Source organism: Burkholderia sp. BCC0419, from assembly GCF_902830285.1.
Lineage (GTDB): Bacteria > Pseudomonadota > Gammaproteobacteria > Burkholderiales > Burkholderiaceae > Burkholderia.
Window position 1 is genome coordinate 2,367,313 of record NZ_CADESR010000001.1, and the last position, 15,265, is coordinate 2,382,577.

General features: G+C 68.5%; 11 protein-coding genes. 5 read left to right on the forward strand and 6 right to left on the reverse strand.

The window, feature by feature from the left end; genetic code table 11:
• Positions 1-31: 31 nt before the first annotated feature.
• The 4 genes from HWW87_RS10510 to hpnI form a co-directional block, all read right to left on the reverse strand.
• Positions 32-1,081: a lysylphosphatidylglycerol synthase domain-containing protein gene (locus tag HWW87_RS10510; RefSeq protein WP_175820230.1), complete on the reverse strand. Its 1,050-nt coding sequence runs from the start codon at positions 1,079-1,081 to the stop codon at positions 32-34.
• On the reverse strand, positions 1,078-1,962 hold the full coding sequence (gene hpnK / locus HWW87_RS10515; protein ID WP_175820231.1) for a hopanoid biosynthesis-associated protein HpnK: 885 nt from the start codon (positions 1,960-1,962) through the stop codon (positions 1,078-1,080). Before hpnK ends, HWW87_RS10510 begins: the two co-directional genes overlap by 4 nt.
• Positions 1,963-1,965: 3 nt before the next feature.
• Positions 1,966-3,408, reverse strand: a complete 1,443-nt coding sequence (hpnJ, locus tag HWW87_RS10520; protein WP_347879284.1) for a hopanoid biosynthesis associated radical SAM protein HpnJ — start codon at positions 3,406-3,408, stop codon at positions 1,966-1,968.
• Between the two features lie 134 nt (positions 3,409-3,542).
• The gene (gene hpnI, locus HWW87_RS10525; RefSeq protein ID WP_175820232.1) at positions 3,543-4,718 is read right to left on the reverse strand and encodes a bacteriohopanetetrol glucosamine biosynthesis glycosyltransferase HpnI; all 1,176 of its coding nucleotides are present in this window, start codon (positions 4,716-4,718) and stop codon (positions 3,543-3,545) included.
• A gap of 636 nt (positions 4,719-5,354) precedes the next feature.
• Between hpnI and HWW87_RS10530 the strand changes: the two genes are divergently transcribed.
• The gene (locus HWW87_RS10530; RefSeq protein ID WP_174434375.1) at positions 5,355-6,353 is read left to right on the forward strand and encodes an LLM class flavin-dependent oxidoreductase; all 999 of its coding nucleotides are present in this window, start codon (positions 5,355-5,357) and stop codon (positions 6,351-6,353) included.
• Positions 6,354-6,389: 36 nt separating this feature from the next.
• On the opposite strand, the gene HWW87_RS10535 is transcribed toward HWW87_RS10530, so the two are convergent.
• Positions 6,390-7,451 carry an alpha/beta hydrolase gene (locus HWW87_RS10535; protein ID WP_175820233.1) on the reverse strand — a complete coding sequence of 354 codons (1,062 nt, stop codon included), beginning with the start codon at positions 7,449-7,451 and terminating at the stop codon, positions 6,390-6,392.
• A gap of 184 nt (positions 7,452-7,635) precedes the next feature.
• Here HWW87_RS10535 and pdxY point away from each other — a divergent pair, with 184 nt between their 5' ends.
• The 3 genes from pdxY to HWW87_RS10550 all read left to right on the forward strand — a co-directional run bounded on the left by pdxY (position 7,636) and on the right by HWW87_RS10550 (position 12,525).
• Complete coding sequence (gene pdxY, locus HWW87_RS10540) at positions 7,636-8,496, forward strand: pyridoxal kinase PdxY (protein ID WP_175820234.1); 861 nt, start codon at positions 7,636-7,638, stop codon at positions 8,494-8,496.
• 365 nt (positions 8,497-8,861) lie between these two features.
• Positions 8,862-11,006, forward strand: coding sequence for a phospholipase C, phosphocholine-specific (locus HWW87_RS10545; protein WP_175820235.1), 2,145 nt, complete (start codon positions 8,862-8,864; stop codon positions 11,004-11,006).
• Between the two features lie 370 nt (positions 11,007-11,376).
• A complete protein-coding gene (locus HWW87_RS10550) occupies positions 11,377-12,525 on the forward strand; it encodes a branched-chain amino acid ABC transporter substrate-binding protein (protein ID WP_175820236.1) in 1,149 nt (382 codons plus the stop codon).
• A 136-nt stretch (positions 12,526-12,661) separates the two neighbouring features.
• Here HWW87_RS10550 and HWW87_RS10555 read toward each other — a convergent pair whose 3' ends face one another.
• Positions 12,662-13,411: a FadR/GntR family transcriptional regulator gene (locus tag HWW87_RS10555; RefSeq protein WP_089467013.1), complete on the reverse strand. Its 750-nt coding sequence runs from the start codon at positions 13,409-13,411 to the stop codon at positions 12,662-12,664.
• Positions 13,412-13,769: 358 nt separating this feature from the next.
• Here HWW87_RS10555 and gudD point away from each other — a divergent pair, with 358 nt between their 5' ends.
• Positions 13,770-15,122, forward strand: a complete 1,353-nt coding sequence (gene gudD / locus HWW87_RS10560) for a glucarate dehydratase (protein ID WP_175820237.1) — start codon at positions 13,770-13,772, stop codon at positions 15,120-15,122.
• Positions 15,123-15,265 lie beyond the last annotated feature (143 nt).

Here is a 15,265-nt window from a genome sequence, read left to right on the forward strand (position 1 = left end):
CGCGAGACGGGCCGCGCGGCCCGTCTCGTGTTCAATGCGTCGTTTCGGTTTCGGTCCGGGTTTCGGCTGCCCGATTCGCCGGCGCCGGCGTGCGCGGCCCGGCCGGCAGCACGCCCGGACGGCGGCGCGTGCGCACCAGCTCGGCAAGCTGCCACGAGCCGAGCGCGAGGCAGCCGAACAGCACCTCGCGGCCGCGCTTGACCACCGCGAGCGACAGCGCCGTCTCGCGGTCGACGCCGAACATCTGCGCGAGCAGCACGACGGTCGCTTCCTGCACGCCGAGCCCGCCCGGCACCATGAACGCCGCATGCCGCACGGCCTGCGTCATCGCCTCGATAGCGATCGCGCCGCCGATCGACACCGGATGGCCGAGCAGTGCGAGCGCCCAGTAGATCTCGAGCGCGCCGAGCACGTAGCCGGCCAGCTGCCAGAAGAAGGCGCTGAACAGCAGGCCCGTGCGCGACATCAGCGAATCGATGTCGGCGTCGAGCCGGCGGCCGTCGACACCCTGCAGCAGCCGGTGCGAATCGCCGAGCAGGCGGCCCGCGAAACGCTCGATCGCATGGAAAATGCCGCCGCGCCGCATCAGCACCACGCCGAGCACCGGCAACGGAAGCGTCAGCAGCAGCGCGAGGCCGATCGTGCCGCCGCCCATGTTGTCGGTCGTCGCGAGCAGCAGCACGAGGCCGAGCGCCGCGAACGCATACTGCACGACGATCGTCACCAGCACCTCGACGATCACCGACGCGGTCACGCGGCTCGCGTCGGGCACCTGCCAGCGCGCCATCCGGATCCCGACCAGCTCGCCGCCGATCCCGACCACGGGCAGCAGCCGGTTCACCGCTTCGCGCACAGTGGCGATCCACCACAGGAACGACAGCGACGCACGCCGGTCGAGCAACTGGTGCCACGCATACGCGTCGAGCAGCAGCGGCAGCGCGTGAAACGGCACGAGCCACAGCAGCGCGAAGCCGGCACGCTCGAGCATCTTCGATACGTCGCCGATGCCTTCGTGCAGCCCCAGCGCGAGCAGGATCCCGATGCCGATCGGCCAGCCGAGCCATTTGATCCACCGGGTCATGACGGCCGCACTCCCGCTTCGCGCGACGTGCGCGTGCCGCGCCGTGCCGCAGGCCCGCCGAACACGTCGGCAAAGCCGCCGGTCGCGACGCCCGCCGCCTTCAGCGCGGCCGCGACGCGCGGCGACAGCAGCGCATCCAGTTCGTCGACCGGACGGTAGCCGGCCATCGTCGGCGTGATCGGGCCGTCGCCGGCTTCGGCCGGATGACAGTAGATCTCGCCGACGCCCGGCGGCAGCTTCGCGAGCGCGTCGAGCAGCACGGCCTCGTCCATCGCGCCCGTATGCTCGATGCCGACCACGTAGTCGTTGTGCGCGAGCCCCGCGCGGTCGAGCCGCGCGCGCACCAGCGCGATCCACGGCCTGAGCAGCGCGGGCGCGCTCGTTTCGTACGGCAGCCGCACCGCGCGCAACCCGTAGTCGCGGCCGATCTCGACGATCATCGACAGCACGGTCGGATGCAGGTGGAAATGCTTGTGCGCGTTCACGTGGTCGAGCGGCAGGCCGCTCGCCGCGAACGCGTCGAACTGCGCACGGATCTCGCGGCGCAGTTGCGCACGAACGTGCGGCAGGAAGAAGAAGCGACAGCCGTCCTTCGCCATCGCGTCGCCGAAGCGCCCGTCTGGGCCGACGAGCGCGGGAATCTCATGCGCGGGCAGCGTGGCCGGCCCGTCCGCGAGCACCAGATGCAGGCCGACCGCGAGCGACGGCAGCCGCCGCGCGCGTTCGATCGCATCCTGCGCGGCGGGCGCACCGACCATCAGGCTGGCGGCGTTCAGCACGCCGTCGCGATGCGCACGCTCGACCGCCGCGTTGACGCGCGGGTGCAGCCCGAAGTCGTCCGCGGTGAAGATCAGCGCCCGCGCCGCCCGCTGCGTCGCCACGGATCAGGCCTCGTGCGCGCGCAGGAAACGGAAGAACTCGACGCCTTCGCGCAGACGGCGCTTCATCATGTCCCAGCTCGTCAGCATCTCGCGCACGATCTCCCAGATCTTCGATGGCCGGAAGTAGAACTGGCGATAGAACTGTTCGAGATGGTGATAGATCTCGTCGCGCGACAGGTGCGCATAACCGATCGCCGCGAGCTGCACGCCCTCCTTGCTCACCAGGTTGATGGTCTTGTTCTCTTCCATCCAGCCGTTTTCGACCGCCTGCTTGTAGAGCGTCGTGCCCGGATACGGGGCGGCGAGCGAGACCTGGATCGTGTGCGGATTGATTTCCTTCGCGTACTCGATCGTCTTCTTGATGGTCTCCTGCGTCTCGCCCGGCAGGCCGAGGATGAACGTGCCGTGGATCTTGATGCCGAGCTTCTTGCAGTCCGCGCTGAAGCGGCGCGCGAAATCGGTGCGCACGCCCTTCTTGATGTTCACGAGGATCTGGTCGTCGCCCGATTCGAAGCCGACCAGCAGCAGGCGCAGGCCGTTTTCCTTCATCACCTTCAGCGACTTGTACGGCACGTTCGCCTTCGCATTGCACGACCACGTCATGCCGAGCTTGCCCAGACCGATGGCGATGGCTTCGGCACGCGGCAGGTCGTCGGTGAAGGTGTCGTCGTCGAACATCAGCTCCTTCACTTCCGGCATGTTGTCGCGGATCCACTTCGCTTCCGCGATCACGTTCTCGACCGAGCGCGTGCGGTAGCGATGGCCGCTGACCGTCTGCGGCCACAGGCAGAACGTGCAGCGCGACTTGCAGCCGCGGCCCGTGTAGATCGATACGTACGGATAGTTCAGGTAGCCGATGAAGTAGTTGTCGATCTTCAGGTCGCGCTTGTAGACGGGCGCGACGAACGGCAGTTCGTCCATGTTCTCGAGGATCGGACGCGCTTCGTTGTGCTCGATCGAGCCGTCCTTCGCGCGCCAGCTCAAGCCCTTGATCTCGGGGAACGGCTTGCCTTCGGCGATTTCCTTGCAGGTGTAGTCGAATTCCTCGCGACACACGAAGTCGATTGCGTCGCTTGCCGTGAGCGAGTTGTGCGGATCGACCATCACCTTCGCGCCCACCATGCCGACCAGCATCGTCGGCTTCATCTTCTTCAGATCCTGCGCGAACATCGCGTCGGTCGGGAACGACGGCGTGCTCGTGTGAATGATCACGAGATCGTAGTCGTTGGCGATCTTCAGCGTCTCCTCGACCGACAGGCCGTCGGCCGGCGCGTCGACGACGCGGCTGCCCGGCACGAGCGCGGCCGGCTGCGCGAGCCAGGTCGGATACCAGAAGGAACGGATTTCGCGCTTCGCCTGATAGCGCGAGCCGGCTCCGCCGTCGAAGCCGTCATACGAAGGGGCCTGCAAGAACAGCGTTTTCATGAATGCTCCGGTAGCCTGCATAGTTCGTTTCGTTACAACGATTCAGTCAATCAACCGCGGGCCGCCATGCCGGCGCCCGCCTCTCTGTCATGTCGCGCCGCGCGGCTTGCCCGTGCGACGCGTCTCGGCCCGCGGGCCGGGTTCGATCGACGGCCCTAGCGGCCGTCCGCTGCTTCCACGGCCGCCGTCGCGCGTTCGCCGCCGACGACCGCCATCCTCGCACCGCGCCACACGACGTGCGTGCCGAACGCGGCCGCGAGCCACTCGAGCGCGAGCAGCGTGTCGCGCACCGCGACGAGCGGCAGGTCGCGCCAGAACGCGCGCCAGCCGTCCTCGCCGCGCGCATGCAGCACGAGCCGCCCGAATGCGCCGACCGCGGCCGCTCCGCCCGCCAGCGTGCCGGCGAAGGTGCCGTCGAGACGCAATGCGAGCGCCGCACCGATCGCGAGCCACGGCACGGTAAACGTAATGAACAGGAACGCGAAGCCGGCCGGGTTCAGCGAACGGATCGTGCGCAGCCAGCGCGTCTCGCGGTGCCACAGCGGCCCGAACGACGGTTCGGTCACGTCGGTCGCGACCTCGACCTCCGACAGCACGGTGCGCCGCCCGAGGCGGCGCGGCAGCTCGGCCAGCCAGAAATCGTCGGCCAGCTCGTCCTTCAGCGCGACGAGACCGCCGATCCGGTCGAGCGTGTCGCGCGTGAGCGCGAGCGTCGCGCCGAAGCCGAAGCGGCTCGAGCGGCCGAGGTGCGTGATCCGCACCGACGGCGCGAACCAGGCGTCGACGAACTGCGCGCCGATCCGCGTCCAGAAGCCGCCGACGCTGCGCGCATGATACAGGCACGTGACGACCCCGACCGACGCGTCGGCGAGCGGCGCCGTCACGCGCTCCAGGTAGTCGGGCTGCACCGCGATGTCGCTGTCCGCGATCACGATGCGGTCGTATTTCGCGCGCTCGGCGAGATTGATCAGGTTGCTGACCTTCAGGTTCTTGCCATGCACGCGCGCGTCGATCACGAGCGTGATGTCGCACTCCGGATGATCGGCGCGCAACCGCTCGACGATGGCGATAGCCGGATCGGCAGACGATGCGACGCCGAACAGCACTTCATGGCGAGGATGGCGCTGCACGCAGAAGGTCGCGAGGTTTTCGTATAGATGCGGCTCCGCGCCGCACAGCGGCTTGAGCACGCTGACCGGTTCGAAGCCGTCGCGCGCGGCCGTGCGCGGCGTGCGCGGCCGCGGCGCGAAGGCCGCGACGAGCGCATAGCCGGCCGCGGCCAGCGTGAATACGATCAGAAGCCAGTCGAGCAGCGTTGCGGTAGGTGTCATGCGCGACGCCTCCCGGCGACCTGCGCGCCATGGCAAACACTTGAGCGTGATTGAGCGTGATGCGGGTTTCCGACAACGACGAACGCGGGCACGTCCCGACTCCTTGTTCCAGCAGCGTCTGTAATGGGGAGGCACGACCCGTTGTTCGGGTTCGGCCATGCCCGGCTTCGCGTGGCGCATCCTCGCGCAGCGCCCGGACGGCATGCGGGAAGACTCGAATGGCTCCATCGGCACAACAGGGGCAGGCGCCGGATTTTAGCAGTCCGCGCCCCCCGCGCGTGGCGCTACGAGAAACGGACTAGTGCAATTCCGGCAAAGCTGAGCGGTCGACGAACCTGATCGGCCAGGCCACGTTCACATTAGCGTAAGCACTTTGCAGGCGTATTGCAGTCTTGAAAATCAGACGTTTCGTGCAAATTTGTATGTCGATGCGGTTTCATTTCCAATCGCCGTAAAGTTTGGTAATTAATCAGCGATTAGATTGATTTTTGCAACGATCGTCGCAAGCAACCCTGCACCCCTGTAAGGCGCATGGGTATCCGCGCGCCGCCAGCACGTTCCGGAACCCTTTGGCAAAATCCTTGACGTTTGTTGCGTCAGCGCATCACCACGCCACCCCGTTTCGAAGGTCTTCCGATGACACCGTTTTCCGTACTCGATCTCGCCCCCATCCCGGCCGGCGCCGACGCCTCGCAGGCGTTCCGCAACACCGTCGATCTCGCGCAGCACGCGGAGCGCTGGGGCTACCGGCGCTACTGGCTGGCCGAGCATCACAACATGCCGGGGATCGCGAGTGCGGCCACCGCCGTCGTGATCGGCCACGTAGCGGGCGCCACGCAGACGATCCGGGTCGGCTCGGGCGGCATCATGCTGCCGAACCATGCGCCGCTCGTGATCGCCGAACAGTTCGGCACGCTCGCGTCGCTGTATCCGGGGCGAATCGATCTCGGCCTCGGCCGCGCGCCCGGCACCGACCAGACCACGTCGCGCGCGCTGCGCCGCGACCTGATCGGCAGCGCGGATTCGTTTCCGGACGACGTCGCGGAGCTGCAGCGCTACTTCGCGGAGCCGGTACCCGGCCAGCGCGTGCGGGCGGTGCCCGGCGCGGGGCTCGACGTTCCGGTGTGGCTGCTCGGTTCGAGCCTGTTCAGCGCGCAGCTCGCGGCGATGCTCGGGCTGCCGTTCGCGTTCGCGTCGCACTTCGCGCCGGATTATTTGATGCGGGCGCTCGAGATCTATCGCGCGCAGTACCGGCCGTCGGCCGCATGGCCGAAGCCGCATGCGATGGTCGGTGTCAACGTGTTCGCGGCCGAGACCGACGACGAGGCGCGGCGCCTGTTCACGTCGCTGCAGCAGCAGTTCATCAACCTGCGGCGCGGCACGCCGGGCAAGCTGCCGCCGCCCGTCGACGTGCTCGAGGCGAACGAACTCGAACTCGCGACCGTCGCGCATTCGCTGTCGTTCGCGGCGGTCGGCTCGCGCGACACGGTGCGCGACAAGCTGCGCGAGCGCATCGCGCAGACGGGCGCCGACGAGCTGATCGTCACCGCGCAGATCTACGATCATGCCGCGCGGCTGCGCTCGTTCGAGCTGACCGCGCAGATCCGCGACGAACTCGCGAACGAGGCAAGCTGACGGCACGACCGCGCGCCGCCGGCCGCCGGCCCCGCATCACTGCGGGCGCACGGCCGCCAGCCCGTCGAGCAGCGCCTTGTGGAACGCGTCCGGATCCTGGATCTGCGGCGCGTGTCCGAGCGCCGGGAATTCGACGAGCTGCGCGCCGGGAATCGCGGCCTGCGTGCGCTTCGCGAGCTCCGGATAGCGGCCGAGCTTCGCGTGCACGTCGGGCGGCGCGACGTCCTTGCCGATCGCGGTCGTATCCTTGTCGCCGATCATCAGCAGCGTCGGCACGCGGATCGCGCCGAATTCGTAGACCACCGGCTGCGTGAAGATCATGTCGTAGATCAGCGCGGAGTTCCACGCGACCGCGTCGCGGCCGGCACCGCGATACATCCCGGCGAGCATCTGCACCCAGCGCTCGTACGACGGCGACCACTTGCCCGCGTAGTAGGTCGCCTGCTCGTAGCGGCGGATGCCTTCGGCCGTGGTCTTCTGTTCGCGCGCATACCAGTAGTCGACCGACAGCGGCGGCACGCCGAGCGCCTTCCAGTCCTCGAGGCCGATCGGGTTCACGAGCACGAGCTGGTCGGTCGCCTTCGGATACATCAGCGCGTAGCGGATCGCGAGCATCCCGCCCGTCGAGTGGCCCATGATCGTCGCCGACTTCACGCCGACCGATTCGAGCAGCGCGTGCGTGTTGCGCGCGAGTTGCTGGAAGCTGTACTGGTAGCGCTCGGGCTTCGACGACTTGCAGAAGCCGATCTGGTCCGGCGCGATCACACGATAACCGGCGCGGCTCAGCACGCCGATCGTGTCCTCCCAGGTCGCCGCGCAGAAGTTCTTGCCGTGCAGCAGCACGACGGTGCGGCCGTTCGGGTGCGCGGGCTGCACGTCGAGGTACGCCATCTCGAGGGTTTCGCGCTGCGACACGAACGCGTATTCGTGCACGGGCGCCGGATACGCGAACCCTTCGAGGCGCGGGCCGTACGCGGGCCCGTCGTTGGCCGCGGGCGTCGCGGCGACGGCCGCAACGGGCATCGCGCACGCGGCGGCGGCGCTCGCGCCGAGCACGGCGGCACGCGCGACGGACAGGATCTTGCAAATCGAAAGCATGGCGATCACGGTGATTGGGGACGCGCGCGGGCAGCCGGGCTGCAGTGGAGCTGTCTCACGCCCCGCGATTCTACGCGGTCGCGTGACGACGGCGCGCAACACTCCGGGGCCGCGCGACTTCCGCGCGTATGACGAACTCGGGTATCGTGTGACGTGACCCTGAAACGCGTGCAGGCGGATTCCCATGAAAAACGTCCTCAGCATTCAGTCGCACGTCATCTACGGCCATGCCGGCAACAGTGCGGCCGTATTCCCGATGCAGCGTCTCGGCATCAACGTCTGGCCGCTCAACACCGTCCAGTTGTCGAATCACATGCAGTACGGCCACTGGGCCGGCAGCGCGATCGATGCCGCGAAGATGGAGCAACTCGTCGACGGCGTCGCCGCCATCGGCGCGCTCAAGCGTTGCGACGCGGTGCTGTCCGGCTTCCTCGGCTCGCCGCCGCAGGCGCGCGCGGCGGTCGAGATCGTGCGCACGGTGAAGGCGATGAATCCGAACGCGTGGTACTTCTGCGATCCCGCGATGGGCCAGACGGGCGGCATCCGGCCCGAGCCCGGCGTCGAGGAGTTCATCGTCCAGGAGATGCCCGCGCTCGCGGACGGCATGTCGCCGAACCACACCGAACTGCAGAAGCTCGCCGGGCGGCGCATCGAGACCGTCGCCGAAGCCGTCGACGCGTGCCGCGCGCTGATTCGCCGCGGCCCGAAGATCATCCTCGTCAAGCACCTGCACGACCGCAACAGCCCGGCCGACCGCTTCAACATGCTCGCCGTCACCGAAACCGAAGCGTGGATCGGCCAGCGGCCGCTGTATGCGTTTCCGCGCCATCCGGTCGGCGTCGGCGACCTGACCAGCGCGATCTTCGTCGCGTGCCGGCTGCGCGGCGACTCGGTGCGTGCCGCGTTCGAGCACACGCTCGCGGCCGTGCACGCGGTCGTGAAGGCCACCTACGACGCGCGCCGCTACGAGCTCGAGCTCGTCGCCGCGCAGGACGAGATCGCGCGGCCGAGCGAATGGTTCGGCGCGTGGGTGACCGACGCCTGACGCGTGCGCCTCGCCATTCTCGCCACTGCTGCCCCTCTGGCGCCCCTCTGCTGCCCTCTGCTGCCTCGCTCCTCCCGCTCCTCCCGCTCCTCCCGCTCCTCCCGCTGCTCCCGCTGCTCCCGCTGCTCCCGTTGCTCCCGTCGCTCCCGTTGCCTCCCGCCGTTCTCCGGTCCTCCGGCGTGCCACGCATCGCCGGCCGCCACCCGATCCACGCGTGCAAACGTTTCCGGACTTCACATGAATGACACCGATTCCTCGCTATGCTCGCGGCGGCACGAACCGGCGCAGCCGCATCCTGCGACCCGGCGCGCGCCGTTCCCGCAGGTCCCGCCAATCGGCTCCCCCTTTATCGCACGATAACGACCATGACCCGATCGAACCGTCGTGACTTCCTGCGCGTCGCCGCCGGCACTGCCGGCGCCGCCGCGCTGAACCTGTTCCCGCCCGTGATCCGCGATGCGCTCGCGATTCCCGCGAATCGCCGCACCGGCACGATCCGCGATATCGAACACATCGTGATCCTGATGCAGGAGAATCGCTCGTTCGACCACTACTTCGGCACGATGCGCGGTGTCCGCGGCTTCGGTGACCCGCGCCCGCTGCGCCTCGCGAACGGCAAGTCGGTGTTTCACCAGCCGGTCGGCCCGGCCGAACTGCTGCCGTTCCACCCGGGCGCGGACAAGCTTGGCCTGCAGTTCCTGCAGGATCTGCCGCACGGCTGGCAGGACATGCACGCCGCCTGGAACAAGGGCCGCTATGACCAGTGGGTGCCGAACAAGGGCACCACGACGATGGCGTACCTGAAGCGCGACGACATCCCGTTCCACTACCAGCTCGCCGACGCGTTCACGATCTGCGACGCGTACCACTGCGCGATCCCGAGCTCGACCGACCCGAACCGCTACTACATGTGGACGGGCTACGTCGGCAACGACGGCACGGGCGGCGGCCCGGTGCTCGGCAACGAGGAAAAGGGCTACGGCTGGACGACCTATCCGGAAGTGCTCGAACAGGCCGGCGTGTCGTGGAAGATCTACCAGGACGTCGGCACGGGGCTCGACGCGAACGGCTCGTGGGGCTGGACGCAAAACCCGTACATCGGCAACTACGGCGACAACTCGCTGCTCTACTTCAACCAGTACCGCACCGCGCTGCCCGGCACGCCGCTGTACGACAAGGCGCGCACCGGCACCAACATCAGCGCCGGCGGCACGCTGTTCGACGTGCTGCAGCAGGACGTGAAGAACGGCACGCTGCCGCAGGTGTCGTGGATCTGCGCGCCGGAAGCGTATTCCGAGCACCCGAACTGGCCCGCCAACTACGGCGCGTGGTACATCGAGCAGGTGCTGAAAGCGCTCGTGTCGAACCCGGACGTGTGGAGCAAGACCGCGCTCTTCATCACGTACGACGAAAACGACGGCTTCTTCGATCACGTGCCGCCGCCGTTCGCGCCGCAGTCGCGCGACAACGGGCTGTCGACGGTCGCGACGACCAACGAGGCATTCGCCGGCGACGCATCGCACATGGCCGGCCCGTACGGCCTGGGGCCGCGCGTGCCGATGCTCGTCGTGTCGCCGTGGACCAAGGGCGGCTGGGTCTGCTCGCAGACCTTCGATCACACGTCGCTGCTGCAATTCATCGAGGCGCGGTTCGGCGCGCAGTATCCGGTCACGGCCGCCAACGTATCGCCGTGGCGTCGCACGGTGTGCGGCGACCTGACGTCGGCGTTCGAATTCGCGACCGCGGACGCCGCATGGCCGACGCTGCCCGACACGAGCGGCTACGCGCCGCCCGACCGCATGCGCCATCCCGACTACATCCCGGTGCCGCCGGTGCTGCAGAAGCTGCCGAAACAGGAAGCCGGGCTGCGTCCGGCGCGCGCGCTGCCGTACGAGCTGTTCGTGCACGGCCGCGTCGAAGCCGCGAACGGCCAGTTCCGGCTGACCTTCGCGAACACCGGCCGGGCAGGCGCGGCGTTCCAGGTCCAGTCGCGCAACCGCGTCGACGGCCCGTGGGCGTATACGGTCGAAGCCGGCAAACGCGTCGCGGACACATGGAGCGCCGCCGCGTCGCTCGGCCTGTACGACCTCGACGTGTACGGCCCGAACGGCTTCTACTGCCATTTCCGCGGCCCGTTCGCGACCGGCGTCGGCAGCGCGAACGTGAACCCCGAGGTGATCTACGGCTACGACGTCGCGAACGGCAACATCACGCTGCGCCTGATGAACCGCGGCCACAAGGCCGTGCGGCTCAAGGTCACGAACGCGTACGGCCACGGTCACGCGCGCACGTTCGACCTCGCGCCGGGCGCGCACGTCGACGATTACTGGGACCTGCGCGGCAGTCACGGCTGGTACGACCTGACCGTCAGCGACGGCCGGCTGCTCGGCTTCCTGCGCCGCTTCGCGGGCCACGTCGAAACGGGCCGCCCGAGCACCAGCGACCCGCTGATCCGCACGACCGCGTCGCACGACGACGCCGAAGCCGCATCGGACGCCCTGTCCGACTGACGTCGACCCACGCGCGGCGCGGCCCCGGCGGGCCGCGCCGCTGCCTTGCCCCGCTCCGCCTCCTTCCTCCCCTGCCCGTTCCGTTCGCGACGGGAAATTCCCGATACCGGCCGCCCGCGCACGCGCGGAAGCTATGCGCAAATCCGCATCGAATGCGCGGCAAATTTCCAAGACCCGCGCATATCGGCGACCTATATATCGAAGCAATCGGGGCTCTTCGCGGAGCCTGACGGGAGATGTTTCCGAGGATCACGATGCCGACCTCCCCGCCCGATTCCGAGAAGCGGTCGAACCGCCCGACCGTCGCACGCGCCCGGCCCGCCCGAACGCGTGCGGTACCCACTCGCAGGTGTCGAACAAGAGGAACAACATGAAATTCCGTCATTCCCTGCTGTCCGTGTCGATTGCATCCGCGCTTGCCCTCCTCTCGCAACAGGCCGCCCAGGCCGCCGACGCAACCGACGTGAAGGTCGGCTTCGCCGCGCCGCTCACGGGCGTGAACGCCGGCTACGGCAAGGATCTGCAAAACGGCGTACAGCTCGCGCTCGACGATGCGGCCGCGCAGAAGGTGCAGATCGCCGGCAAGCCTGCCCACTTCAATCTCGTCGTGCAGGACGACCAGGCCGACCCGCGCATCGGCGTGCAGGCCGCGCAGGCGCTGGTCGACCAGAACGTGTCGGTGGTGGTCGGTCACTTCAACTCGGGGACGACGATCCCGGCGTCGGTGGTCTACGACAAGGCCGGCATTCCGGTGATCGACCCGGCCGCGACCAACCCCACGCTCACGTCGCGCGGGCTCGCGAACATGTTCATGGTGATCGCGACCGACGGCCAGAACGCCGGCAACGCGGGCAAGTACGCAGTCGACGTGACGAAGGCGAAGCGCATCGCGATCATCGACGACCGCACCGCGTTCGGCCAGGGCGAGGCCGACGAATTCGAGAAGGCCGTGAAAGCCGCCGGCGGCAACCTCATCGGCCGCGAGTTCACCAGCAACCAGGCGGTCGATTTCCGCGCGCAGATCACGAGCCTGAAGGGCAAGAACCCCGACCTGATCTTCTTCGGCGGCCTCGATTCGCTCGCCGCGAACTTCATCAAGCAGATGCGCCAGCTCGGGCTGAACGCGCAGTTCGTCGGCGGCGGCGGCGTGAAGGACAACGAGTTCATCAAGATCGCGGGCCCGGCCGCCGAAGGCGCGATGGCGTGGGAATACGGCCAGCCGCTCGACGAGCTGCCGAAGGGGAAGGATTTCGAGGCGCGCTTCAAGAAGCGCTTCGGCGTCGACGTGCTGTCGTATGCGCAGTTCGGCTATGACGCGGCGTGGGCCGCGATCAAGGCGATGCAGGCGGCCGGTTCGACCGACCCGAAGGTCTATCGCCCGGCGCTCAAGAAGATCGACTTCGAAGGCGTGACCGGCCGCATCTCGTTCGCGAACGACGGCTCGCTGAAGAGCGGGATGTCGACGCTGTACCAGGTGAAGAGCGGCGCGTGGAAGACGATCGTGACGAAGGGAGGCTGATCGGCGATGCGGACGGCCGGCGGCGGAAACGCCGTCTGGCCGCGGAGACCGAAGCGGTTACATCGATCTCGTATGACGACTGATGTTGAAGCGATTCGACCGGGCCCGCCGCCACGCGGGCTCCGCGACGCAACGGTCAGCCGGCCTCGGCCTCGGCTGCCTCGTGCGCGCGGCGCAGCCGCTCGCGGCTGTTCGTGAGGTGCGTGCGCATCGCGGCGCGGGCGGCTTCCGGGTCGTGGCGCGCGATCGCCTCGTAAATGTCCTCGTGCTCATGGTTCAGCCGGCCGACGTAGCGCTCGAGGTCGTCGCCGGCAAAGCGCGCCGAGTTCACGCGCGTGCGCGGGATGATCGACGTGCCGAGCTGCGTCATGATGTCGACGAAATAGCGGTTGCCGGTGGATTGCGCGATCTGCAGGTGGAACTGGAAGTCGAGCTGCGCGGTGTCGCGGCCGCCGCCCGCGCCCGTCGCGATCGCGTCGAGCGCGCGCCGCAGCGCGGCGAGGTCGGTATCGTTCGCGCGCTGCGCGGCGAGGCTCGCGCACTCGCTTTCGAGACTGATGCGCAGCTCCAGCACCGCGAGCACGTCGCGCAGCGTCGTGATCGTCGCGGGATCGATGCCGAGCGTCTGGCGGCGCGACGGCTCCAGCACGAAGCTGCCGATGCCGTGGCGCGTCTCGACGAGGCCGCTCGCCTGCATCCGCGAGATCGCCTCGCGCACGACCGTGCGGCTCACGCCCTGCGCCGCCATGACTTCGGTTTCGGTCGGCAGCTTGTCGCCGGGACGCAGCGTGCCGTTTTCGATCTGCGCGGTCAGCGCGTCGACGACATCTTGTGCGAGGCTGCGTGCGCGACGGCGCGGCGCTGCGGGAAGCGTAGGCACGGACATGTGGCCGGTTCCTTTTTGAATGATCGTAATGTGAGCCGAGGGTTTACGCGGGGTTTGAGCGAAAGCCGATGATTCATTATACTGCGTCACAAGTCATCCGACGACTGATGATCGGTGCACGGATCTCCTGTCGACTCGGGTCGGCTGTTCAGCACCGCCCGGTCCCGTGCGTGACGATCGACCCGCGTTCGCGTTCTGCGCTCCGCTGGCCCGGTTGTCGCTTCCACCCCGTTTCGGGTTGCGTCGACCTGCGGGGCTTGCGCGCCGCGCACGTCGGTTGTCGAATGATCGCACCTCCCGCCGCGCGCGGCAAAGCTTTTGCCGCACGGCATCGCCCACTCTTTCGCCATCGCCGCCCATGAACGCCGTCACAGCCCCGCCCTCCCACGACACGCCGCGCATCGTCGACCTGCAAGCGATTCCGGTCGCCGGCCACGACAGCATGCTGCTCAACCTGAGCGGCGCGCACGGCCCGTTCTTCACCCGCAACCTCGTGATCCTGAAGGACAGCGCGGGCCGCACGGGCGTCGGCGAAGTGCCCGGCGGCGAAAGCATCCGCCGCACGCTCGACGATGCGCGCGCGCTCGTCGTCGGCCAGCCGGTCGGCAACTATCATGCGGTGCTCAACGACGTGCGGCGCACCTTCGCCGACCGCGACGCGAGCGGCCGCGGGCTGCAGACCTTCGACCTGCGCACGACGATCCACGCGGTCACCGCGCTCGAAGCCGCGCTGCTCGACCTGCTCGGCCAGCATCTGGGCGTGCCGGTCGCCGCTCTGCTCGGCGAAGGCCAGCAGCGCGAGCGCGTCGAGATGCTCGGCTATCTGTTCTACATCGGCGACCGCACGAAGACCGCGCTCCCCTATCGCGACGGCCGCGGCGCGACCGACGACTGGACGCGCGTGCGCGACGAAGCCGCGCTGACGCCCGAAGCCGTCGTGCGGCTCGCCGAAGCCGCGCATGCGCGCTACGGCTTCAACGACTTCAAGCTGAAGGGCGGCGTATTCGTGGGGGCAAGCGAGATCGAAGCCGTGACGGCGCTCGCCGAGCGCTTCCCCGACGCGCGCGTGACGCTCGATCCGAACGGCGCATGGTCGCTCGACGAGGCCGTGCGGCTGTGCCGCGACCAGCATCACGTGCTCGCGTATGCGGAAGATCCGTGCGGCGCCGAGAACGGTTACTCGGGCCGCGAGGTGATGGCCGAATTCCGCCGCGCGACGGGGCTGCCGACGGCGACCAACATGATCGCGACCGACTGGCGGCAGATGGGCCATGCGGTGCAGTTGCACGCCGTCGACATCCCGCTCGCCGATCCGCACTTCTGGACGATGCAGGGGTCGGTGCGGGTCGCGCAGATGTGCCGCGACTGGGGCCTCACGTGGGGTTCGCATTCGAACAACCACTTCGACGTGTCGCTCGCGATGTTCACGCACGTCGCGGCCGCGGCGCCGGGCCAGGTCACCGCGATCGATACGCACTGGATCTGGCAGGACGGCGAACGGCTGACGCGCGAGCCGCTGAAGATCGAGAACGGGCTGGTGGAAGTGCCGAAGCGGCCGGGGCTCGGCATCGACATCGACATGGATGCGGTCGCGCTCGCGCACGAGCTGTACAAGCAGCACGGCCTCGGCGCCCGCGACGACGCGGCGGCAATGCAGTATCTGATCCCGGGCTGGACGTTCAACAACAAGCGCCCCTGCCTCGTGCGCTGAGCACCGGGCGAGCCGGGCGGCGAAACCGCCCGGTCGGACGGGAATCGGCAGGCATGATGCCGTGCGCGGCCGGTCCGGCTGGCGCCGGGCTCGAAAGCGCCTTGTGAGTGGAGCGGGATCCGGATGGTTGTCGCCATGCGGGC